The sequence below is a fragment of the Serratia sp. PL7 genome (assembly GCF_945957435.1).
In genome coordinates, this window is the sequence record NZ_CAMFLB010000001.1 from 1,517,208 (window position 1) to 1,539,610 (window position 22,403).

The following is a 22,403-nucleotide window of genomic DNA, read 5'->3' on the forward strand; positions in this document are numbered from 1 at the left end:
ACCACGTAAGGAGAGCGCTATTTGGCGTTAATTTATCTCCCGCACGGGGAAAAAGGCAAGCGCCATGAGGGAGATAATAGCAGGATCGCCGGTTTAGCCCCTATTCCGGCGATTTTGTCTCGGATTTGCTGTTAATCAGCCCGACGCCGAACAGAATAAACAGCGTGCCCAACGTTTTCAGCAGCGTAGCGGACTCGTTAAACCACGGCAGGATCACCGCCGCCAGGTAGACCAGCGCGTAGCTAACGCTCAACAGAGGATAAGCACGATTTAACGGCAGATGGCGCAGCGCGAAAAACCAACACAGCATCGACAGCGCATAGCCGAAGATGCCGCCGCCCACCGCCAGCAGCGGTAGCCAGTAATTGCCGATCAACGCCAACGAGACATCGGCGAACGACATCAGCGGGATCTGCACCATGCCCCACTTCATCAGCAACTGCGCCAGCGTCACCAGCAGTACGCTGGCGGCGCCCCAGGCATAGCCCTTCATGAATGCACGCTCATCAGCAGGATCCCCAGCATAATCGACGCCACGCCGCACCAGTGGCGAGCGCTCGTCGGCTCATGAAACAGCCAGCGCGCCGCCAGCGTCACCATCACGAAGTTAAGGCTGAGCATCGGGTAAGCCAGGCTGAGCGGCAGACGCTGCAGCACATTGAGCCACACCGCCATGCCCAGCCCCAGCAGCAGCACCGCCAGCGCCAGCCAGCGCAGCGTCTGTTTCAGCCGCGCCTCGCCCGCCCGTTCCCAACAGTGCGCCGCCTGTTTCTGGCACAGCTGCCCACCACAGGTGAGCAGACTGACCACTATCACCAACAGAAAACCGATCATGGTTGCTGTTTATACCACATCAGCACCAGGCGGTTCATGCGATCCACCTTGTCTGCGGCAGGCAGTTCCTGCGGCAGCGCTTCGCCACGTGACAGTTGCAGCACCAACGATACGTTCCCCTGCTTACGCGCCTGCGCCAGCCACTGCGGGAAATCGGCATCGCTGATCAGGTGGCCTTTGGCGTCCGGATACTCCAGACCATAGGCCACCTCGCCTTTCTGGCTGTACATCAGCACGTCGCTGCGCTTCAGCTCCCAGGCCAGGCCGGCCGCCAACCCAACGCTGTCGCTTAGCACGTAACGACTGTCGCCCAGCTCGGCCATCGTGGCGCGGGCGAAGTTTTGCGGCAGTTTGGAATCGGTCACCTGTTGCGGAATGGCGTAACCGATCACCAGGCACAGCAGCACCGGGCAAGCCGCCGCCCAGCGCCATTGGCGGCCGTTATCGCGTGCGGAAACCAGTGCGAACAGCAGCCAACCACCGAAGGCGATCAGGCCGAGCACCACTTTCGGCCACTCTTGGGGAGTAAACAGATGCGCTTTCGGCAGCAGACCGGAGCTCAACACCACCAGCGCCACGATGCCAATCAGCCCGAACAGGCCGTTCAACCAGGCATTGGCCTTGAACAGCTTGGCGCGCAGCGTGGCGGTATAGTCTTCCGCATAGGCGGTCATCAGCAGCGCCAGCGGCGCCATGCACGGCAGAATGTAGGTCGGCAGCTTGCCTTTGGCGATGCTGAAGAAGATCAACGGCATCATCGCCCAACTCAGCAGGAAGAACAGCTCCGGGCGCTGCACGCGCTCGCGCCAACCTTTGAGCAGCGCGCCGGGCAGCAGCGCCAGCCAAGGCAGCACCGCCGCCAGCAGAACCGGCAGGTAATACCAGAACGGCGCCTTGTGTTGAGCATTATCTTCGGCGAAACGCTGAATATGCTCGACCCAGAAGAAATAATTCCAGAAGTCGGGTTCGCGTTGCGCGATCGCCAGCGCCCACGGCAGGCTGAGCAGCGTCGCGGTCACGATCGCCACCGGGCCATAGCACAGCAGATCCTTGATGCGGCGTTGCTGGATAACGATCGGGATCACCGCGATCACCGGCACCGCCAGTGCCAGGAAGCCCTTGGTCATAAAGCCCATGCCGCAGGCCAAGCCCAGCAGTGCGTAAGCGCCCAGTTTTCCCTTGACCGAGGAGGCCTTCAGCGTCAGGTAATAACTGACCATCGCCGCCGCCAGCCACAGCGAGATCATCGGATCCAGCACGCTGTAGGTGCCGATGCTGAACACCAGCACCATCGACAGGAACATCAGCGCCGCCAGGCTGGCGCGGCGCGCATTGCGCCACATCAGCATCGCCAGCGCGAACACCAGCAGCGCGGTCATGCCGGTGCTGAACACCGAGCCGAAACGCACCGCAAAGTTGTTTTCGCCAAACAGCCACTGGCTGATGTTATTGAACCAGTAACCCGCTACCGGCTTTTCGAAATAACGCAGCCCCAGCAGGTGCGGCACCACCCAATCGCCGCGCTGCAGCATTTCACGACTGATCTCGGCATAACGCGTCTCATCCGGCTGCCACAGCAGGCGGCCGTTAAGCGGGATCAGGTAAACCAGAGCAAAAAAAACGGCCAGCAGAATGGCCCAGGATCCTTTTAGCGCCTTCATGTAACGTCCTTCACATCGGTTTGACAGCCCAGCCAACCTTCGCGGCCGGGGAAAGGAGCACGCTTGATGCGGCCCAACGGCAGTGACGCCAAATCTTGTGGTAACAGCGCGCTAAGCGGACAGAATTCGATGCCCTGCTGCCGTGCGCGTTGCAATAACTGTTCGAACATCGCCGCTTGCGACATGCCTTCCACTTCGGTGTGAATGGTGTACACCGGCACGCCGCGATCGTTCTCGATGGCGCGCAGAATGTAGTCGTTGAAGTCGGCCATGCTGACTTCGCTGCCGATCACTTCGTCGAAAGTCGGCAACGTCACCGGGATCTGCACCGTGCCGTGGCGCCCGTCGCTCAGCACCGGACGGAACGGATGGGTGCCGCGGCAATCGCTGTTGTAATGAAAGCCGAAGCGCTGCTTGACCTCCAGCACGCGCGTATCGGCACGCCAGCCCGCCACGGCGGAGCATTTCACCGGCTGGCCGGTGCAGGCGCTCAGGGCGTCGACGCCCCGCTGCACCTGTTCGGTCAGTTGCGCTTCGCTCCACTTGCCAACCTTGGCCTGCCACCCTTGGTGATCCCAGGCGTGCAGCCCGACTTCGTGGCCGGCTTCGGCGGTGCGCTTCATCAGCGGCCCCAGCGCGCGTGAAATGTTGCGCCCCGGCCAGGCGGTACCGGCCAGCAGAATATCCAGCCCATACAGCGAGGCGGCGTTCGAACGCAGCATTTTCCACAGAAATTTCGGACGCAAAAGGCGCCAAAGATGGCGCCCCATGTTGTCCGGTCCCACGCTGAAGAAGAAGCTGGCCTGAATGTCGTACTTGTCGAACAGGTCCAGCAACTGCGGCACCCCTTCACGGGTGCCGCTGAAGGTATCTACATCAACCCGCAGACCGACTTTCTTCATGCACCGTTCCCTTCCTGAACGGTAGTGCGCAAGAAGTAGTCCAGCGTATCGGCGACGGTTTGCTTCATCTCGATGGTTGGCTGCCAGCCCAGCAGGCGGTGAGCGTTCTTGATGCTCGGCGTGCGGTGCTCGACGTCCTGGTAACCTTTACCGTAGTAGCTGCTGCTCTCCACGTCCTTGAAGCCGGCAAACGGCGGGAAGCGGTCGCGCAGCGGGTGGTTGTTGAAGCTTTCCAGCAGCATTTCCGCCAGCTCGCGGATGCTCGCTTCGTTGGTCGGGTTGCCGATGTTGACGATCTGGCCGTCGCACAGGCCATCACGGTTCTCAATGATGCGGAACAGCGCTTCGATGCCGTCGTTGATGTCGGTGAAGCAACGTTTCTGTGCGCCGCCGTCCATCAGTTTGATCGGCGAACCTTCCACCAGGTTGAGGATCAGCTGGGTGATGGCGCGGGAAGACCCGATGCGCGCGGCGTCCAGGTTATCCAGACGCGGCCCCATCCAGTTGAACGGACGGAACAGCGTGAACTTCAGGCCTTCTTTGGCGCCGTAAGCCCAGATCACCCGATCCAGCAGCTGTTTGGAGACCGAGTAGATCCAGCGTTGTTTATTGATTGGCCCGACGATCAGACGCGAATGGTCTTCATCGAACTCTTTGTCGTCGCACATGCCGTACACTTCTGAGGTGGACGGGAAGATGATGCGCTTGTTGTATTTCACGCAGTCGCGAACGATCTTCAGGTTCTCTTCGAAGTCAAGCTCGAACACGCGCAGCGGGTTACGGGTGTATTCGATCGGCGTCGCGATCGCCACCAGCGGCAGCACCACGTCGCATTTCTTGATGTGATACTCGATCCACTCGGAGTGGATGCTGATGTCGCCTTCCACGAAGTGGAAACGCGGGTTGTCGAGGAAGCGGCTGATGGCGTCAGAGCCGATATCCAGGCCGTAGATGTCGTAGCGATCGTCACGCAGCAGGCGTTCGGTCAGATGGTTACCGATGAAGCCGTTAACCCCGAGGATCAGCACGCGAGTACGGCGTTTCATTACGGCATTCGGCTTGGCGGCCAGGCGCACGTCGGTGACGATGCCCATTTCTTGCGCCAGGCGGCTGCCCTGCACGTACAGACCGCTGTCGTTCTGGCCGGCGACGATCTCCAGCGCGCCTTCGCCACAGGCGATGACCAGCGGCGAGGTGCTCAGCACGGTGCCCGGTTGTTTATCATGTTGGGTATCCAGCACGCGGGAGCGCCAGACGATCAGCTTGCGCTGGCCGAGGTAGCTGAATGCGCCCGGGTACGGTTCGGTGACGGCGCGTACCAGGTTGTTGATCTCTTTGGCGGACTTGTGCCACAGGATCTCGCCGTCCGCTGCGGTGCGGCGGCCGAAGTAGCTGGCCTGAGACTCATCCTGCTTGGTGAAGGTGGCGGTGCCGTTCTTCAGCTTCGGCAGCTGCTCTTGCAACACGACCTGCGCGGCTTCCAGCACTTTTTTGTGCAGCGTCAGCGCGGTGTCGTTGTCTGCGATGGTCACTTTCTGCTGACCGACGATGTCGCCGGCATCCGGGCGTTTCACCATCTTGTGCAGCGTGGCGCCGGTTTCGGTTTCGCCATTCACCAGCGCCCAGTTCACCGGGGCGCGGCCACGGTAGTGCGGCAGCAACGAACCGTGCAGGTTGAAACCGCCCTGCGGCGCCAGCGACAAGATCTCGTCGCTCAGCATGTGGCGATAGTAGAACGAGAAGATCACGTCCGGCTGCAGTGCGCGGATGCGGTCAACCCATAGCGGGTGATTTACGTCTTCCGGCGCATAGACCGGCAGATCCAATTCGGCGCCCAAACGGGCCACGGAGGAGAAGAAATTGTTCTCACCAGGGTCGTCGGTGTGCGTGAATACGGCCTGCACGTCATAACCCGCCTCAGTCAGCGCTTTCAGACCTGCGCAGCCAATATCGTGGTAAGCAAATACAATAGCTTTCATCATTCTTCTTCCTGAGTATTGTGGTCCTGCTGTGCACCGACCACTTTCTGAACAAAATAGCGAGGACGCGCACGCACGTCGGTATAGATGCGGCCGATGTATTCACCCAGTAGCCCCATGCCGACAAACTGGGCGCCGATAAAGGTGAACAGCACGGCGAAGAGGGTGAACACACCGCCGGCGGCCCATTCAGGGCCGAGCAGCAGACGCAGCGCAATCAGCACCAGCGCCAGCACAAACCCGGACAGCGCCACGATGCTGCCGACCACGCTGAGCAAACGCAGCGGCGTAGTGGTCAGGCAGGTGATCAGGTCGTACATCAGGTTGATCAGCTTCATCAGGCTGTACTTGGAGTCGCCAAACTCACGTTCGGCGTGACGCACGTCGATCTCGGTCGTGCGACGGGCGAAGGTGTTCGCCAGAATCGGGATAAAGGTGCTGCGCTCGTGGCAGTGCAGCATCGCCTCAACGATATGACGACGGTAGGCACGCAGCATGCAGCCATAGTCCCCCATCGACTTGCCGGTGGCGCGTTGAATCATCATATTGATCACGCGCGAGGCGCTTTTGCGGAACCAGGAGTCTTGACGGTTGGCGCGCACGGTGCCCACCACGTCATAGCCCTCTTCCGCCACGCTGACCAGACGAGGGATCTCCTCCGGCGGGTTCTGCAGATCGGCGTCCAGCGTAATCACCAAATCGCCGGTCACCTGATTGAAACCGGCCATAATGGCCGAGTGCTGGCCATAGTTGCGGTTCAGCAGGACAGCGACCACGTTGCTGTCCGGCTTTTCCGCCGCCGCAGTCAGCATGTCGGCGGAATTGTCGCTGCTGCCATCGTCGACGAGGATGATTTCATAGGGTTGAGATAACTGCTTACAGGCGGCAGTAGTGCGTTCCAGCAACGCCGGCAGGCTTTCCTGCTCGTTGTATACCGGGATGACTATCGACACTTTTTTAATCGGTTCAACGCGAGACACGTAAAGACTCCACAACAGAAGACAAGGCATTGACCACGCGATCCACGTCGGCGTCGGTCATATCAGGGAATAGCGGTAAGGTGCACAGCCGCGCCGAGTTCCATTCGGTATTCGGCAATGAAAGCTGCGGATAGCGCTCACGGTAGAATTTCTGGGTGTGCGCGGCACGGAAATGCAGCCCGGTGCCGATGCCAACCTCTTTCAGGCGCTCCATCAGCTGGTCGCGATCGAGGCCGCAGCGCTCGGGATCGACGCGCACCATAAACAGGTGCCAGGCGTGGTCATGCGGATAATCCGGCACGCCCAACGGTTGGAACGGCGAGCCTTCCAGCGCGCTCAGGTAGCGCTGCGCCAGCGCCTTGCGACGCGCGTTCAGCTCGGCGAAGCGCGAAAGTTGCACCACGGCGATCGCCGCGTGAATGTCGGACAGATTGTATTTGTACCCCGGTTCCACCACTTCGGCCTGCGGTTTGCGGCCAAGCTGCTGGCGATCGAAGGCATCGACGGCCAGACCGTGGAACTTCAGGCAACGCAGGCGATCCGCCAGCGCATCGTCGTCGGTGGCGATCAGGCCGCCTTCGGCGCAGGTCACGTTTTTGATCGCATGGAAAGAGAAAATCGCCGTGCCGCGCGCGCCGACCCATTCGCCGTTGTAGCGCGTGCCGACCGCGTGGGCGGCGTCTTCGATCAGCGGCAGACCATGGCGTTCGGCCACGGCGCGCAGCGCATCCATCTGCAGGGGGGCACCGGCGTAATGCACCGGAACAATCGCTTTGGTATTCGGGGTGATGGCAGCCTCGACGTCGGCGGCGCTGACCATCAACGTATCGCGGTCAACATCGATCATCACCGGCGTGGCGCCCAGCAGCTCGATCATGTTGAGGGTGGAGACCCAGGTTTGCGAAGGGGTGATGACTTCGTCGCCAGGGCCGACGCCAAGCGCCATCAACGTGATGTGCATGCCCGCCGTGGCGGAACTGACGGCGATCGCATGTTTACAGCCGAAGGTGGAACAGAAGTCGCTTTCCAGCTGCTGGTTTTGCGGCCCGGTGGTGATCCAACCGGAACGCAACACTTTCTCTACCGCGGCGATTTCTTCATCGCCGATGGCCGGACGAGAGAAAGGCAAAAATTGATCCATAGTTAACCCCAAACGTATCGAACTGCTTTTGATGACACTGTAAATCCCTTTCGTTTAACGGATATTAAACGCCAGAGAAGAATCGTTTCCGTGGATTAACTGCCAATGTAAGGCCGCAAGCTTAACTAAACCTTAAGACGAGACTTGTCATCAGTGGGTCAACTGATTGGTGGGTGTCGCCATCATCTATTTAAAATTATTATGAAAATCAATTTCTTATATTTATTAATAATTATTTACGTATTTTATTTTTGCCGAATCAAGCGTAGCACGTCATCGACGTTTTTCAAGAAAATCGATAAGAAAGTGAGAGGCAGCCCAATAATAGCCGATGATTACCCGGCTATTTATATTCACTACGTTTAGTTTTCGTTTACATTTATGCCGCCGGGGCGAATTAAGCCGTGCGGGTCATGATCCAACGCTGGTTCCCCACCCATTGCAGGTGGAAATCCACTTCATAGATCTGCGACAACAGTGCGGGCACCATCACCTCACGGGTGATGCCCTGCGCGACCAACTGCCCAGCGTGCAACAACCAAACCCGATCGGCCTGCTGCAGGGTATGATTCAGATCGTGCGCACACACTAGCGCGCTGCGCCCACTTTGGCAGAATTCGCGCAGCAGGCGATCCAGCGCAACCTTTTGCGCCACATCCAGGCTATTGGTCGGTTCATCCAGCAACAACAATCGGCTATGCGGGTTGACGCTGGGCCACACCTGCAGCAATACCGCCGCCAGTCGCACCCGTTGCCATTCGCCGCCGGAAAGCTGCGCCAGCATGCGTGACAGTTTATCCACCAGCTTCAACCGCTGGCACAGATAGAGGATGGCTTGCTCCACCTCGGTTTGCGCCGCGCCGGCAGGCCGGTGCAACGCCAAATACTGAAACACCGGCATGAGCGACACCGGCGGCTGTTGCTGGCTGAGATAACCGCGTCGGTGCGCCAGCTCGTCGCCCGAATAACCGGACAGCGCGCGTCCGTCCAGGCAGACTTCGCCCTGCCCCGGCAGCATGCCCGCCGCCCGGGCCAGCAAGGTGCTCTTCCCTGCGCCATTTGGGCCGATCAGGTGAACCTGCAACCCGCCGTCAATCTGTGCCGTAAAAGGCGCCAGGCGCCCCGCCACCCCAACCTCAACGAGTTGCAGCATCCGTATTATCCCGCCAGCGCTTGTTTCACCGCCGCCACCAGCGCCGGATCCTCTGGCGTGGTGTCAGGCGAGAAGCGCTGGATCACCGTGCCGTCGCGTGCGATAAGGAATTTCTCGAAGTTCCACAGAATATCGCCGGTGTGCTTCGGCGCACGCCCTTTGCTGGTCATCCGCGCCAGGAACTCGCTGCCTTCCGGGGCGACAGCTTCCGGCTGGGCGGCAATCAACGCCTGATACAGCGGATGACGGCCTTCGCCGTTCACCTCAATCTTGGCGAACATCGGGAATTGCACGCCGAAGGTTCCGCGGCAAAACGCCAGGATCTCTTCGTTGCTGCCCGGCTCCTGACCCAGAAATTCATTGGACGGGAACCCCAGAACTTCCAGCCCCCGATCGCGATAGGTTTCGTACAGCGCTTCCAGCCCTTCGTACTGCTTGGTCAGGCCGCACTCCGAGGCTACGTTGACCACCAGCAGCACCTTGTCCTGATAGCTCCCCAGCGTGGTGGCCTGATTCTCGATAGTCTGTAACGGCAGATTGTAGATTGGCTTACTCATCGGTTGTCATCCTTTGGTTTTTTAATGGCAGGTGAATAAAGAAAACTACCTTACGCCCTTTGTCCGGGTCAGTAACCAGATAAATAGCGGCGCCCCCAGCGTGGCGGTCACCACGCCGATCGGCAGCTCGGCCGCCAGCAGCGCAACGCGGGCCACCACATCGGCCACCAGCAACACGCCGGCCCCCGCCAGCGCGCAGGCCGGCAACAGATAGCGTTGGTCAGTCAGGCCCGTGAGCCGCAAAATATGCGGGATCACCAGGCCGACGAAGCCGATCACCCCGGCCAGCGCCACGCTGACACCGACCAGCCAGCCGATCGCCAGCACCAGCAGATTGCGCCACAGATGCAGCGACAGCCCGAGCTGTCGCGCCTGCACCTCGCCCAGCGCCATCAGATTGAGCACCCGCCCCTGGCCACACAGCCACAGCAACACCGGCAGCAGCGCCAGCACCAGCCACTTTTGGCGCCAGTCTACGCCGCCGAAGCCGCCCATCATCCAGTACATCAGCTGCCGCAGATCGAGACTGGTACTGAAATAAACGGCCCAGGTCATCAGCGCGCTACACACGATGCCCAGCGCCACGCCGACCAGCAACAACCGCGCATTGGTCAAGCGTCGCCGGCGAGCAAAGCCCAACAGCAAGAAAGTCATCGCCAGCGCACCGACTATCGCGGCGGCGCTCATCAGCGCCACCGGCAACAAACCGTGCCCCAATAACACCGTCAGCACCAGCGCGACACCGGCGCCGTTAGCGACGCCCAGCAGACCGGGCTCCGCCAGCGGGTTTTCAAACAGCGCCTGCATCACCGCGCCCGCCACCGCCAGGGCCGCGCCGACCAGCATCACCGCCAGCGCGCGCGGCAAACGCAGTTGCCAAACGAACAGTTGCGCCCGTTCGCTGAACCATTCTGACGGCCATATCCATTGGTCGCCGGCGCAAAGGCTGAACAGTAAAGCCACCGCCACGCCCAGCGCCAACAGACTGACCTGGCGTTTATCGCAGTAACGTTGATGTTGCAACAGTAAGGTGAAGGTACGGCTGGTTGGCATGGCGCGGCGATTCCCTGCCGGCCGCTGTCGTGGCCGGATAATTGACGTCTGAGTCGAATATTAGGGGGTTAACGCCGCAAGGGGAAGCCTTGCGTAGGCGATGGCGCAGGAAAGCAGCGGCTGGTCCTGCCCGTCATCGCAACGATGATGGCAAAACCAGCCGCCGATAAACTCAGGGATTAACGATGCGGGCCGGCGTTGCCCGGTGGATAAGGCTGACCGCGGGCGTCATCACGGCGGTCATGGTCACCACGATCGTCATGACGGCGGTCGTGGTCGCGATTATCGCGATCGCCGTGGAACGGATTGCCGCTGCGTGCCGGCTGGCGATGTTCATAGCCACGCGGCGGCGAAGGTTGCCAGCGTCCGCCGTCCCAGTACAGACCGCGCGCATTGCGCTCCCCCAGACCTCGGCCCTGGTGCGCATGCCACCACTGCGGTGGGCGCCAGTCGTAGCCATCCCAGTAGTAGCCGCGGCGGTCCTGATCCCCCAGGTGCAGAGAAACGCCCGGCACGTTGATATCGACGGACACATCGGCCTGCGCCGCCAGCGGCAGCAACAGCGGGATACACACCAGCAACAGGATTTTTTTCATTTTACCTTCTCACTCTATTTTTCTTGCTGCAGTGGTTATATCAGCGCATTTATTTAACGACTATCTCATCGATACCTATTTTCAGATCGTTTTCGACGGCCTTACACAATCCCTACACTGTTTGCCGCCGCCTTTAATTATCATAGCCACTGACAAGGCTTAACGAATTGCTGACATCGCTTAAGCGACGCGACAATTATAATTAACCGGATTCCCATCGGAGGATAATAAAATGATTAAACGTATAGGTAGGTTGTTAGCCGTTGTAGCCTTGGCCTCAAGCCTCAGCGCCTGCTGCTGGGGCCCTCACTGGGGCGGCGGCCACCGCGGCGATGGCCCTGGCCATTATTACGGCCGTTACTGAGGAGAGAAAATAGATTCACTCATCAACAATAATAAGATATAAGAATATTCCGCAACTGAGGTTAAATTAATCCCTCCATACCGACTTAACGAACAAATTTAATAGTCGCCTTGAGAATTAGGAATAAACTGAATTTTGTCCCAGAAAAGAAAAAGGCCGCGCAAGCGGCCTTTTTTGATGTCACGTCACTCACCCTTTCGGGCTGGCGTTTTCTACCCGGCTTTTCAGCTTCTGCCCCGGACGGAAGGTCACCACGCGGCGCGCCGTAATCGGAATGTCTTCGCCGGTCTTCGGGTTACGCCCCGGACGTTGGTTCTTGTCACGCAGATCAAAGTTGCCAAAACCCGACAGTTTTACCTGTTCGCCATTCTCAAGGGCCCGACGGACCTCTTCAAAGAACAGTTCCACCAGGTCTTTGGCGTCCCGTTTGCTAAGCCCAAGCTTCTCAAACAGGTGTTCTGACATTTCAGCTTTAGTAAGCGCCATAGGTTCAATCCCTCAAGGATGCTTGGAATCGCTGTTTTAGAGCCTCTACGCATTTTGCAACGGTAGCGGCTATCTCCTCTTCTTCCAGTGTACGAGCGGTATCCTGCAATACCAGACTGATAGCCAGGCTCTTGTCACCTTCTGCCACGCCCTTGCCACGGTACACGTCAAACAAGTTTACGCCAACTACCTGATTTGCGCCAACTTTCTTACACTCGGCCAAAATATCTTCTGCGGGGACGTTTTCAGCCACCACAACAGCGATATCACGGCGGTTTGCCGGGAAGCGCGAAATCTCCCGCGCCTGAGGCACGGCGCGGCTCGCAAGCTTGTTCCACTCCAGTTCAAACACCACGGTGCGGCCGTTAAGATCCAGTTTACGTTCAAGTTCCGGGTGAACCACACCGATGAAACCAACGCGTTCGCCGTGCAAATAAATCGCCGCACTTTGCCCTGGATGCAGGGCCGGATTGGCTTCCGCCCGGAACTGAATTTCGGATAATTTACCGGTCAGCTCGAGGACAGACTCCAGATCCCCTTTTAAATCATAGAAGTCGACGGGCTTGCGCGCCAGATCCCAATGTTCATCGTGCGTATGGCCGGCGATCACGCCTGCCAGCATGACGTCCTGACGGATACCCAGATTTGCCGCACTATCAGGCACAAAGCGCAGGCCGCTTTCGAACAGGCGCAGACGCGTCTGCTGGCGGTTCTGGTTGTACACTACCGCGGACAGCAAGCCGGTCCACAGCGACAGGCGCATGGCCGACATTTCGACCGAAATCGGGCTCGGCAGGATCAGCGCTTCTTCATTCGGATGCAGCAACGCCTGCACTTTCGGATCGACGAAGCTATAGGTGATCGCTTCCTGATAACCGTGATCGACCAGCATGGTCTTCACGCGCTTGAGCGTCAGATCGGCTTCGCGATGCTGGGTCATCACCAGATCGGCACGCACCGGCACATCCGGGATGTTGTCGTAGCCGTAAACACGCGCCACTTCTTCCACCAGATCCTCTTCGATCTCCATATCGAAACGCCAGCTCGGCGCGATCGCTTGCCAGCTGTCGCCCTGCTCGGTCACCTGACAACCCAGGCGGCGCAGAATGTCGCTGACCTGCTCGCTCGGCACCACGTGGCCGATCAGGCGATCCAACTTCTCGCGGCGCAGCGTGATGGTGGCGCGCTTTGGCAATTCGTTTTCATCGGTCACGTCAATAATCGGACCGGCCTGGCCGCCACAGATGTCGAGCAGCAGGCGCGTGGCGCGCTCCATCGCTTTGTACTGCAGCGCCGGATCGACACCGCGCTCATAGCGATGAGAAGCATCGGTGTGCAGGCCGTGACGGCGCGCGCGACCGGTGATCGATAGCGGGCTGAAGAAAGCGCACTCCAGCAGCACGTCCTGGGTTTCCCCGTTGACGCCGGAATGCTCGCCGCCGAAGATGCCGCCCATCGCCAACGCTTTTTGATGATCGGCGATCACTAAGGTGTCGGCGTTCAGTTTGGCTTCGTTACCGTCCAGCAGCGTCAAGGTTTCCCCTTCTTCCGCCATGCGCACCACGATGCCGCCGTCGATGCGGCTCAGATCGAAGGCGTGCATCGGCTGGCCAAGTTCCAACAGCACATAGTTGGTGACGTCGACGACGGCATCGATAGAACGGATACCGCAACGACGCAGTTTTTCACGCATCCACAGCGGGCTTGGCGCCTTGACGTCGATGCCTTTCACCACGCGGCCCAGATAACGCGGGCACGCCTGCGGCGCGTCAACGCGGATCGGCAGCGTGGCGTCGATAGTGGCAGCCACCGGGCTCATATCCGGCTCGGTCAGCGCAACCTGGTTCAGTACGCCCACGTCACGCGCAACGCCGATGATGCCCAGGCAGTCGGCGCGGTTCGGCGTGACGCTGATCTCGATGGTGCTGTCGTTCAGTTTCAGATAGTCGCGGATGTCGGTGCCGATCGGCGCATCCAGCGGCAGCTCAATGATGCCGTCATGATCGTCGGAAATGCCCAGCTCGGAGAATGAGCACAGCATGCCTTCCGAAGGCTCGCCGCGCAGCTTGGCGGCCTTGATTTTGAAGTCGCCCGGCAGCACCGCGCCCACGGTGGCAACCGCCACTTTCAGGCCGGTACGGCAGTTCGGCGCACCGCAGACGATGTCGAGCAAGCGATCGCCGCCCACGTTAACTTTAGTGACGCGCAGTTTATCGGCGTTCGGGTGCTGACCGCACTCGACCACTTCACCCACCACGACGCCGTTAAACGCGCCGGCAACCGGATCCACGCCGTCCACTTCCAAACCGGCCATGGTGATTTGATCGGATAATGCTTCGCTGCTGATGGCCGGGTTTACCCACTCGCGCAACCAGAGTTCACTGAATTTCATGTGATATTCCCGCCTTACTTAAACTGTTTGAGGAAACGCAGATCGTTTTCGAAGAATGCGCGCAGGTCGGTGACGCCGTAACGCAGCATCGTCAGGCGCTCCATGCCCATACCGAAGGCGAAGCCGGAGTAAACTTCCGGATCGATGCCCACGTTGCGCAGCACGTTCGGATGCACCATGCCGCAGCCCAGCACTTCCAGCCATTTGCCGTTCTTGCCCATCACGTCCACTTCAGCGGACGGTTCGGTGAACGGGAAGTAGGACGGACGGAAACGAACCTGCAGATCTTCTTCAAAGAAGTTGTTCAGGAAATCGTGCAGCGTGCCCTTCAGGTTAGTGAAGCTGATGTCTTTATCGACGATCAGCCCTTCCATCTGGTGGAACATCGGGGTGTGGGTCTGATCGTAGTCATTACGATAAACGCGGCCCGGCGCAATGATGCGGATCGGCGGCTGCTGGTTCTTCATGGTGCGGATCTGCACGCCGGAGGTCTGAGTGCGCAGCAGGCGCGTAGCGTCGAACCAGAAAGTATCGTGGTCGGCGCGCGCCGGGTGATGCCCTGGAATGTTCAGCGCGTCGAAGTTATGGTAATCGTCTTCAATCTCCGGGCCGGTGGCAACGGAGAAGCCCAGCTCGCCGAAGAAGGTTTCGATGCGGTCGATGGTGCGGGTCACCGGATGCAAACCGCCGTTTTCCATACGACGGCCCGGCAGGGAGACGTCGATGGTTTCAGCCGCCAGACGCGCGTTCAGCGCGGCGCTTTCCAGCGCGTTCTTACGCGCGTTCAGGGCGTCTTGCACCTCTTGCTTGGCCTGGTTGATCACCGCGCCGGCCGCCGGGCGGTCTTCCGCCGGTACGTCGCGCAGAGACTGCATCTGCAAGGTGAAATGACCTTTCTTGCCAAAATATTCGACGCGTACCAAATCTAACGCGGCAACATCCTGGGCATCTTCTACGGCTGCCTTGGCACTGGCAACCAGCTCTGCGAGATGTGGCATTGCTTTCCTCTTCCTCTGGCCGGGATGGCCCTAAGTAATTGTTATCTATTATTCGAACACGCCTTTGAGCAATCTTCAAAGACTTTTCAATGCGTTGTCGGCCGGATGGCTCACCTGCGCGGCACAGGGCCGGCTGAGTACCCGCCGTTCTCACCGCAACGCTTTGCAAGGCGAGCCGATGGCCAAAAACAAAAAAGCCTCCACGAGGGAGGCTTAGGCGCTACTTTTCGTTTCTTTTCTTACGCGCAAAGCCTCCTGAAATCAGGCGCTAAAGTAAAAAAAGAAACGAAAAATAGCTGCGTGCATGATTGCGGTACCTTGTCGATGATTGACCACCAGTGATATAGCGGCGGGCAATGAAAGTCAATATTTGTCGCTGAAACCAAAGATTAAAAGAGGGAGCAAGCTCCCTCTTCTACTGACTTACGCCAGAGCTGCTTTCGCTTTCTCAACCAGTGCGCCGAAGGCCACTTTGTCGAAGACTGCGATGTCAGCCAGGATCTTACGGTCAATTTCGATCGACGCTTTTTTCAAGCCGTTGATGAACTTGCTGTAAGACAGACCGTTCTGACGAGCAGCTGCGTTGATACGTGCAATCCACAGCTGACGGAACTGACGCTTACGTTGACGACGGTCACGGTAAGCATACTGGCCTGCTTTGATTACTGCCTGGAAGGCAACACGATATACGCGCGAACGGGCACCGTAGTAACCTTTCGCCTGCTTCATAATTTTCTTGTGACGTGCGCGTGCAATTACACCACGTTTTACGCGAGCCATATGCTCTCTCCTAAAGTCTTATTCTAAATTCAAAAAAAATGGCTTATGCGTACGGCAGGCACGCGGTAACCAGGACCAGATCGTTTTTAGACACCATGCCTTTCGGACGCAGGTGACGTTTACGCTTGGTTGCTTTTTTGGTCAGAATATGACGCAGGTTGGCATGTTTACGCTTAAAACCACCGCTGCCGGTTTTTTTGAAGCGCTTGGCTGCACCACGTACAGTTTTAATCTTTGGCATTTTAATTAAATCCACTTCGCATTGTTAAACAACGAATCAGTTGGGCGAATAAAACCCACACAGCGCAAGCGCCGCGCGGGTTCCATTACTTGTAAGCCTTACTGTTTCTTCTTAGGAGCGAGCACCATAATCATCTGGCGGCCTTCGATCTTCGTAGGGAAGGATTCGACCACTGCCAGATCCATATCTTCACACAGGTCTTTACGGACGCGGTTAAGCACTTCCATACCGATCTGCTGGTGCGCCATCTCACGCCCACGGAAACGCAGGGTGATTTTGGCTTTATCGCCATCTTCCAGAAAGCGAATCAGGTTGCGTAGTTTGACCTGATAGTCGCCATCATCGGTGCCAGGACGGAATTTGATTTCCTTAACCTGGATAACTTTTTGCTTCTTCTTCTGTTCTTTCGTCGACTTGCTCTTCTCGTAGAGGAATTTGCCGTAATCCATGATTCGGCAAACTGGCGGTTCGGCATTTGGGCTGATTTCTACTAAATCAACGCCCGCTTCCTCAGCTTTTTCAAGAGCTTCATTCAGACTGACAATACCAATCTGCTCGCCATCGACGCCGGTTAGGCGAACTTCTTGCGCGCGAATTTCTCTGTTAATGCGATTAGGACGCGCCGGTTGAACTCGTTTTCCGCCTTTAATACTTTATTCCTCCAGTTGATGAAGACTACGGCTGCGAATCTCTTTCAGCAGCTTGTCTACGACTTCGTTTACGTCCAGGCTTCCCAAGTCTTTGCCACGGCGGGTACGAACGGCAACTTTGCCTGCTTCGACCTCTTTGTCACCGCACACCAACATGTAAGGGACTCGACGTAAAGTATGTTCGCGAATTTTAAAGCCAATCTTCTCATTTCTCAAGTCCGCTTTCACGCGAATACCTGCATCCTGCAGTTTTTTGGTCAATTGCTGGACGTAATCAGACTGGCTATCGGTGATATTCATCACCACCACCTGCACCGGAGCGATCCAGGTCGGGTAGAACCCGGCATATTCTTCGGTAAGGATACCGATGAAGCGTTCCATGGAGCCCAAAATGGCGCGGTGAATCATTACCGGCACGACGCGATCGTTGTTTTCGCCAACGTACGATGCGCCTAAACGGCCCGGCAAGAAGAAATCGAGCTGCACGGTACCACATTGCCATGCGCGATCCAAACAATCATGCAGGGTAAATTCAATTTTCGGTCCGTAGAAGGCGCCCTCACCCGGCTGATATTCAAACGGAATGCCGTTCTCGGTCAGCGCGGCGGCCAGGTCTTCTTCCGCACGGGTCCACATGTCGTCGGTGCCGATGCGTTTTTCCGGACGCGTGGACAGCTTGACGGCAATCTTGTCGAAGCCGAAAGTGCCGTACACGTCATACACCATGCGGATACATTCGTTCACTTCGGCGCGCACCTGCTCTTCGGTACAGAAGATGTGGGCGTCATCCTGCGTGAAGCCGCGCACGCGCATCAAGCCATGCAGGGAACCCGAAGGCTCGTTGCGGTGGCAGCTGCCGAATTCCCCCATGCGCAGCGGCAAATCACGGTACGACTTCAGGCCCTGGTTGAAGATCTGCACGTGACCCGGGCAGTTCATCGGCTTGATGCAGTATTCGCGGTTTTCCGACGCGGTGGTGAACATGGCGTCTTTGTAGTTTTCCCAGTGGCCGGTTTTTTCCCACAGCACGCGGTCCATCATGAACGGACCTTTCACTTCCTGGTACTGATACTCTTTGAGCTTCATGCGCACGAAGGCTTCCAGCTCGCGGAAGATAGTCCAACCGTCGTTGTGCCAGAACACCATACCCGGCGCTTCTTCCTGCATGTGATACAGGTCGAGCTGTTTGCCGATCTTGCGGTGATCGCGCTTGGCCGCTTCTTCCAGACGCTGCAGGTAGGCGTTCAGCTGCTTCTTGTCTGCCCAGGCGGTACCGTAGATACGCTGCAGCATTTTGTTTTTGCTGTCGCCGCGCCAGTAAGCGCCGGAGGTTTTCTGCAGTTTGAAATGGTGGCAGAAACGCATGTTCGGCACGTGCGGGCCGCGGCACATGTCGATGTATTCTTCGTGGTGATACAGGCCCGGACGATCGTCATGGCTGATGTTCTCATCCAGGATCGCCACTTTATAGATTTCGCCGCGCTCAGCGAAGGTGTCACGGGCTTCTTGCCAGCTGACCTTCTTCTTGATGACGTCGTAATCCTTATCGGCCAACTCGTGCATCCGCTTTTCCAGCAGATCCAGGTCTTCCTGCGTCAGGGTGCGGTCGATGTCCACGTCATAATAAAAACCGTTGTCGATCACCGGACCGATCGCCATTTTGGTATCCGGCCACAGCTGCTTGATCGCATGACCCAGCAGGTGCGCGCAGGAGTGGCGCATGATTTCCAGACCGTCTTCATCTTTGATGGTGATGATGGCCAGCTGCGCATCTGATTCGATCAGATCGCCGGCGTCAACCAGCTCGCCGTTGACGCGGCCGGCGATACAGGCTTTCGCCAGGCCAGGGCCGATATCGCGCGCGACATCCATCGGGGAAACGGGGTGGTCGAAATGACGCTGACTTCCGTCAGGAAGGGTAATAACAGGCATTAATAATTCCTTATCTACAGTGGTGACCCACACGACAGATCACATGAAGAAATACAATATTGTTTAACTACATGATGTTATCGACGCTATCCAGCTTTACCCTGCCAGATATGTACACTCATATGTACACAATTTGAAATGTACTATGTTGTTACGCCATAACGGGATGAGTAGTCTATCACTAGAGAAAGGCCATCATCTACAAGAGGATTTACAAACCCTCCCCTTATCTATACTTCCACTATCGTCCTCTAAAGGGATATCAGTATGTGTGGCCGTTTTGCTCAAATTCAAACTCGTGCAGATTATCTAGATGCTCTGGCATCCGATCTGGAATTTACTGGCGCATTGGATAACGTGCCGATTGCACGTTACAACGTGGCGCCAGGCACTCGCGTACTGATTTTGAGTCAGCTTGGCGACGAGCTACACCTTGATCCTGTTGACTGGGGGTATGGCCCTGATTGGTGGCGTGAAATGAAGCGTCAGCCGGTTATCAATGCTCGCGTTGAAACAGCCGCCACCAGCAGAATGTTCAAGCCGCTATGGAATCACGGTCGCGCGCTAGTGATGGCAGATGGCTGGTACGAGTGGAAGAAAGACAAGCACGACGCCAAAGTAAAGCAGCCCTATTTCATCTATCACGAATCGAAAGCACCTATATTTTTCGCCGCAATAAGCCGCCATCACCCCGATGCTAAAGAGCATCCTGATGATGACGGTTTTGTCATTGTGACCAGCGCCAGCGATTCGGGTCTGCTCGATATTCATGACCGGCGGCCTGTCGTTCTACCACCAGCAGCGGCACGGGAATGGATGAGCCCGGACATCACATCAGCGAGAGCTGAAGAACTCGCGAACGAAGCGGCCGCACCTCCCGATGATTTCGCCTGGCATCCTGTAGGAAAATCAGTCGGCAATATCCGCAATGACAGCGCTGAGCTGATTAAGCCTATCGCCAATCCACTGGTTTAATAAACCCGAGCGCGCGGCAGATCACTAAGCCGTGTAGTGTATGCCGGTGACAGTAGCTCACGCTTCATTGACCACACCTGATGCGCTCCTTGACCAGCGAACCACAATTTCGCCCTACCCGAATTGTTTATCCGATCAAGCACGCCCATGAGCTGTTCACTGTTATGCCGTGGTTTGTACTCATCGAACAGCCCTAACTGAGCCACGCCTTGGCTGTAAAAATCCTGCAGCATCACCCCGCCTTTTTGATACCGATGACCGGGTTGCCAAATCGCATCAAGGCAACGCATAGCCGCGGCGATAATGTCGCGAGTATCCTGTGTGGGTACGCTCAGTTTTATGCTTGCGGTGTTGCCATAGTATTCCTCATTGATGGCAAATGGGCTGGTTTTGAGCCACGCGCTGACATGCCGGCAATACTGATGCTCCTCCCTCAGCTTCTCCGCGGCACGCGTCGCGTACATGCATATAGCTTGATGCATCTGGTCATACTCGGTGATCCGATCACCAAAGCTGCGGCTGCAGATGATCTGTTGTTTTGTCGGCGCAAACTCCTCCAACTCGAGACAAGGTTGGCCGCGTAGCTCTCGCACCGTTCGCTCTATCACAACGCTGAAATGCTTGCGGATCATCGTAGTGCTTGCATCGGCCAGTTGTAGTGCCGTTTCTATCCCCATCATGTTGAGTTTTTTCGATATCCGGCGTCCGATACCCCAGACCTCATCGACAGGAACTAGGCCCATCAATTTGCGCTGGCGCCCTTCATTGGATAGATCCACTACTCCGCCGGTCTTGTCCCACTTCTTCGCCGCGAAGTTTGCCAGCTTGGCTAACGTCTTGGTTTGGGCAATGCCAACGCCCACGGTTAGCCCTGTGTTGCGCAGTACCTTGGCCCTCACCTGACGACCGAAAGTATTCAGATCAATGCAGTTACGAACGCCAGTCAGATCAAGGAAACTTTCGTCAATTGAATACACTTCCACGCGAGGCGCCATCTCTTCTAAAACAGCCATCACACGCTGAGACATGTCTGCGTATAACTCATAGTTGCTGCTGAACGCGATGCCCCCTGCACGCTCAAATTCCCGCTTAATTTTGAAATAGGGCTCTCCCATCTTTAGCCCTAACGCCTTCGCTTCTTTGCTCCTGGCTACGACACATCCGTCGTTATTCGACAGAACGACCACAGGACGCCCTCGCAGATCTGGGCGCCACAACGTTTCGCAGCTCGCGTAGAAGCTGTTCACATCAGCAAGCGCGTACATCACTTGAGCCTCGTTATCGACGACACAACAACGCCCATCACCTCCAGATCGTCGCCACCATCATGGAGCAAGATCGGCTCATACTTCGGGTTCATAGGTTCCAGTTGCGCGCGAGGATGCAAACAAAGGCGTTTTACGGTGAACTCGCCGGCTATGCTAGCAATCACTATATCGCCATGAGCCGGACTGATGCTGCGGTCAACCACAAGCATAGAGCCCTCAGTGATCCCGGCCTCAAGCATGGAGTCACCTGTCGCATAGAGAAAATAGGTCGCATTGGGATGGCTGATGCAGTACTCATTTAGATCGATACGCGAACTGACGTAATCTGCCGCAGGGCTGGGAAACCCCGCCGGCACCTTGTCGGCGAACAGCGGGATTTTGAGCTTGGTTGGGTTTGGTGTTGGATAAAAGAAAGTCATAATGTTGCCTTGTTACTGTGTTTTTATACAGTATATGCGCAAGATTTTGACGGGGGAAAGTTCGGATTTTTGTTAGAAAGGTAGGATATTGATCGATAAAGAAAGATAGTTTTGCTGAATCGCCGGGGTCCTTCCCGGCATATGTTACGCAATGCGTGATAGGATCAGCGCATCTGCTGATTGAGCAGAGTTCAGAATCGTGAAATCTCGGAACGAACCATCGCAGTTTTGCATCACAGAACCGGTGAATGCCGGGTTTCCGATTATCACGGGCGTAGCTGAACGCATCGCATAGAGCGCACCTGTTGTCGCCGTTGCTGGCGTCCCAATACGGCCGTTGTCGAACGGCGTCACAACGCCCGCGCTGACATCGAAAAATGCGGCAGACGGCTGATAATCGATGTACGGAGTTTTAACGGCACTGACCGCACCGCCGGCACTGCTGGGACTCGTATACGCGCTATCGCGTGTTCCGTAGCGATACGCCTCATCCTGAGTCGGTGTTTTTTGGATACGGCAATAGGCCATCGGCAAATTACCGATCACCGCGCCGAGTGTCAGACCAACCGCATCAGTCGGATCTGTATCTTTCCCTACACAACTGACAACGTATGAATTGCCAACCTGAACCGTGATATTACTGGCAGACTGGAGATAGCCTGCGACTGATGAGTTGACTTGTACGCGAACAGAGCCCGTTGCCGAATTCCATTGCGGCAGCCATGAGCCAGCTTGAGATACGCTGATAAAATCTGGGCCGGAAAGGTTATAGATTTTCTGTACTGAAACACCATCACCGGCCAGTTTGAGGCCAAATCTAGGCGTTAATGAAACGGCGATATTTTCATACATGCCGTTATCAACAAGCAATTTAAAACGAGCCAGACAGCCGGCTTCGTCTGGAATAATACCGCCATCGGCAAGAACGCGAGCTTTATGAGTATTAAAAAGCGTTGTCGCATTCAAAATGAGTCCACTCAGATCAATCGGTGCCCAGCGGCTAGTGTTGAATGCTACGCCGGTATTAATGCCTGTTGCCATT

23 protein-coding genes and 1 other annotated feature are annotated in these 22,403 nt (G+C 57.0%); of the genes, 1 reads left to right on the forward strand and 22 read right to left on the reverse strand.

Annotated elements, in window-relative coordinates; all coding sequences use genetic code 11:
• Nucleotides 1-100: 100 nt before the first annotated feature.
• The 19 genes from arnF to thrS all read right to left on the reverse strand — a co-directional run bounded on the left by arnF (nucleotide 101) and on the right by thrS (nucleotide 18,699).
• The gene (arnF, locus tag N6G83_RS07065; protein WP_049205166.1) at nucleotides 101-493 is read right to left on the reverse strand and encodes a 4-amino-4-deoxy-L-arabinose-phosphoundecaprenol flippase subunit ArnF; all 393 of its coding nucleotides are present in this window, start codon (nucleotides 491-493) and stop codon (nucleotides 101-103) included.
• Nucleotides 490-834, reverse strand: coding sequence for a 4-amino-4-deoxy-L-arabinose-phosphoundecaprenol flippase subunit ArnE (gene arnE, locus N6G83_RS07070; RefSeq protein ID WP_060432951.1), 345 nt, complete (start codon nucleotides 832-834; stop codon nucleotides 490-492). The genes arnF and arnE overlap by 4 nt, the downstream gene beginning before the upstream one ends.
• Nucleotides 831-2,495 (reverse strand): lipid IV(A) 4-amino-4-deoxy-L-arabinosyltransferase, encoded by a 1,665-nt coding sequence (arnT, locus tag N6G83_RS07075; RefSeq protein WP_127146148.1) that lies wholly within the window; start codon nucleotides 2,493-2,495, stop codon nucleotides 831-833. The genes arnE and arnT overlap by 4 nt, the downstream gene beginning before the upstream one ends.
• Nucleotides 2,492-3,397, reverse strand: coding sequence for a 4-deoxy-4-formamido-L-arabinose-phosphoundecaprenol deformylase (arnD, locus tag N6G83_RS07080; protein WP_025302626.1), 906 nt, complete (start codon nucleotides 3,395-3,397; stop codon nucleotides 2,492-2,494). Before arnD ends, arnT begins: the two co-directional genes overlap by 4 nt.
• Entirely contained in the window at nucleotides 3,394-5,376 is a 1,983-nt protein-coding gene (arnA, locus tag N6G83_RS07085; protein ID WP_049210229.1) for a bifunctional UDP-4-amino-4-deoxy-L-arabinose formyltransferase/UDP-glucuronic acid oxidase ArnA, read from the reverse strand. The genes arnD and arnA overlap by 4 nt, the downstream gene beginning before the upstream one ends.
• Entirely contained in the window at nucleotides 5,376-6,356 is a 981-nt protein-coding gene (gene arnC, locus N6G83_RS07090) for an undecaprenyl-phosphate 4-deoxy-4-formamido-L-arabinose transferase (RefSeq protein ID WP_025302624.1), read from the reverse strand. Before arnC ends, arnA begins: the two co-directional genes overlap by 1 nt.
• Nucleotides 6,343-7,497 carry a UDP-4-amino-4-deoxy-L-arabinose aminotransferase gene (gene arnB, locus N6G83_RS07095; protein ID WP_025302623.1) on the reverse strand — a complete coding sequence of 385 codons (1,155 nt, stop codon included), beginning with the start codon at nucleotides 7,495-7,497 and terminating at the stop codon, nucleotides 6,343-6,345. Before arnB ends, arnC begins: the two co-directional genes overlap by 14 nt.
• 397 nt (nucleotides 7,498-7,894) lie before the next feature.
• Nucleotides 7,895-8,650: a vitamin B12 ABC transporter ATP-binding protein BtuD gene (btuD, locus tag N6G83_RS07100; protein ID WP_049205168.1), complete on the reverse strand. Its 756-nt coding sequence runs from the start codon at nucleotides 8,648-8,650 to the stop codon at nucleotides 7,895-7,897.
• Nucleotides 8,651-8,655: 5 nt separating this feature from the next.
• Nucleotides 8,656-9,207 carry a glutathione peroxidase gene (locus N6G83_RS07105; RefSeq protein ID WP_025302621.1) on the reverse strand — a complete coding sequence of 184 codons (552 nt, stop codon included), beginning with the start codon at nucleotides 9,205-9,207 and terminating at the stop codon, nucleotides 8,656-8,658.
• Between the two features lie 45 nt (nucleotides 9,208-9,252).
• Nucleotides 9,253-10,260, reverse strand: coding sequence for a vitamin B12 ABC transporter permease BtuC (gene btuC, locus N6G83_RS07110; protein ID WP_025302620.1), 1,008 nt, complete (start codon nucleotides 10,258-10,260; stop codon nucleotides 9,253-9,255).
• A gap of 179 nt (nucleotides 10,261-10,439) precedes the next feature.
• Nucleotides 10,440-10,856 carry a DUF2502 domain-containing protein gene (locus tag N6G83_RS07115; RefSeq protein WP_025302619.1) on the reverse strand — a complete coding sequence of 139 codons (417 nt, stop codon included), beginning with the start codon at nucleotides 10,854-10,856 and terminating at the stop codon, nucleotides 10,440-10,442.
• A 553-nt stretch (nucleotides 10,857-11,409) separates the two neighbouring features.
• Nucleotides 11,410-11,706: an integration host factor subunit alpha gene (gene ihfA, locus N6G83_RS07120; protein ID WP_004931414.1), complete on the reverse strand. Its 297-nt coding sequence runs from the start codon at nucleotides 11,704-11,706 to the stop codon at nucleotides 11,410-11,412.
• 4 nt (nucleotides 11,707-11,710) lie between these two features.
• The gene (gene pheT / locus N6G83_RS07125) at nucleotides 11,711-14,098 is read right to left on the reverse strand and encodes a phenylalanine--tRNA ligase subunit beta (RefSeq protein ID WP_025302618.1); all 2,388 of its coding nucleotides are present in this window, start codon (nucleotides 14,096-14,098) and stop codon (nucleotides 11,711-11,713) included.
• Between the two features lie 14 nt (nucleotides 14,099-14,112).
• The gene (gene pheS, locus N6G83_RS07130) at nucleotides 14,113-15,096 is read right to left on the reverse strand and encodes a phenylalanine--tRNA ligase subunit alpha (protein ID WP_043143373.1); all 984 of its coding nucleotides are present in this window, start codon (nucleotides 15,094-15,096) and stop codon (nucleotides 14,113-14,115) included.
• A 187-nt stretch (nucleotides 15,097-15,283) separates the two neighbouring features.
• Nucleotides 15,284-15,406, reverse strand: a sequence feature (Phe leader region).
• A complete protein-coding gene (gene pheM, locus N6G83_RS07135; RefSeq protein ID WP_121626058.1) occupies nucleotides 15,358-15,402 on the reverse strand; it encodes a pheST operon leader peptide PheM in 45 nt (14 codons plus the stop codon). Its footprint overlaps the feature before it by 45 nt.
• Nucleotides 15,407-15,519: 113 nt before the next feature.
• On the reverse strand, nucleotides 15,520-15,876 hold the full coding sequence (gene rplT / locus N6G83_RS07140; RefSeq protein ID WP_004931417.1) for a 50S ribosomal protein L20: 357 nt from the start codon (nucleotides 15,874-15,876) through the stop codon (nucleotides 15,520-15,522).
• Between the two features lie 43 nt (nucleotides 15,877-15,919).
• Nucleotides 15,920-16,117, reverse strand: coding sequence for a 50S ribosomal protein L35 (rpmI, locus tag N6G83_RS07145; protein ID WP_004931418.1), 198 nt, complete (start codon nucleotides 16,115-16,117; stop codon nucleotides 15,920-15,922).
• A 98-nt stretch (nucleotides 16,118-16,215) separates the two neighbouring features.
• Nucleotides 16,216-16,767, reverse strand: coding sequence for a translation initiation factor IF-3 (gene infC, locus N6G83_RS07150; protein ID WP_048233542.1), 552 nt, complete (start codon nucleotides 16,765-16,767; stop codon nucleotides 16,216-16,218).
• Nucleotides 16,768-16,770: 3 nt separating this feature from the next.
• A complete protein-coding gene (thrS, locus tag N6G83_RS07155) occupies nucleotides 16,771-18,699 on the reverse strand; it encodes a threonine--tRNA ligase (RefSeq protein WP_004931421.1) in 1,929 nt (642 codons plus the stop codon).
• Between the two features lie 267 nt (nucleotides 18,700-18,966).
• On the opposite strand from thrS, the gene N6G83_RS07160 reads away from it, so the two are divergent.
• Entirely contained in the window at nucleotides 18,967-19,674 is a 708-nt protein-coding gene (locus tag N6G83_RS07160; protein WP_260514972.1) for an SOS response-associated peptidase family protein, read from the forward strand.
• On the opposite strand, the gene umuC is transcribed toward N6G83_RS07160, so the two are convergent.
• The 3 genes from umuC to N6G83_RS07175 form a co-directional block, all read right to left on the reverse strand.
• The gene (gene umuC / locus N6G83_RS07165; RefSeq protein ID WP_260514973.1) at nucleotides 19,671-20,939 is read right to left on the reverse strand and encodes a translesion error-prone DNA polymerase V subunit UmuC; all 1,269 of its coding nucleotides are present in this window, start codon (nucleotides 20,937-20,939) and stop codon (nucleotides 19,671-19,673) included. The genes N6G83_RS07160 and umuC overlap by 4 nt on opposite strands.
• The gene (umuD, locus tag N6G83_RS07170; protein WP_033637997.1) at nucleotides 20,939-21,361 is read right to left on the reverse strand and encodes a translesion error-prone DNA polymerase V autoproteolytic subunit; all 423 of its coding nucleotides are present in this window, start codon (nucleotides 21,359-21,361) and stop codon (nucleotides 20,939-20,941) included. The genes umuC and umuD overlap by 1 nt, the downstream gene beginning before the upstream one ends.
• A gap of 144 nt (nucleotides 21,362-21,505) precedes the next feature.
• Nucleotides 21,506-22,402, reverse strand: a complete 897-nt coding sequence (locus N6G83_RS07175; RefSeq protein ID WP_260514975.1) for a hypothetical protein — start codon at nucleotides 22,400-22,402, stop codon at nucleotides 21,506-21,508.
• Between the last annotated feature and the right edge of the window lies 1 nt (nucleotide 22,403).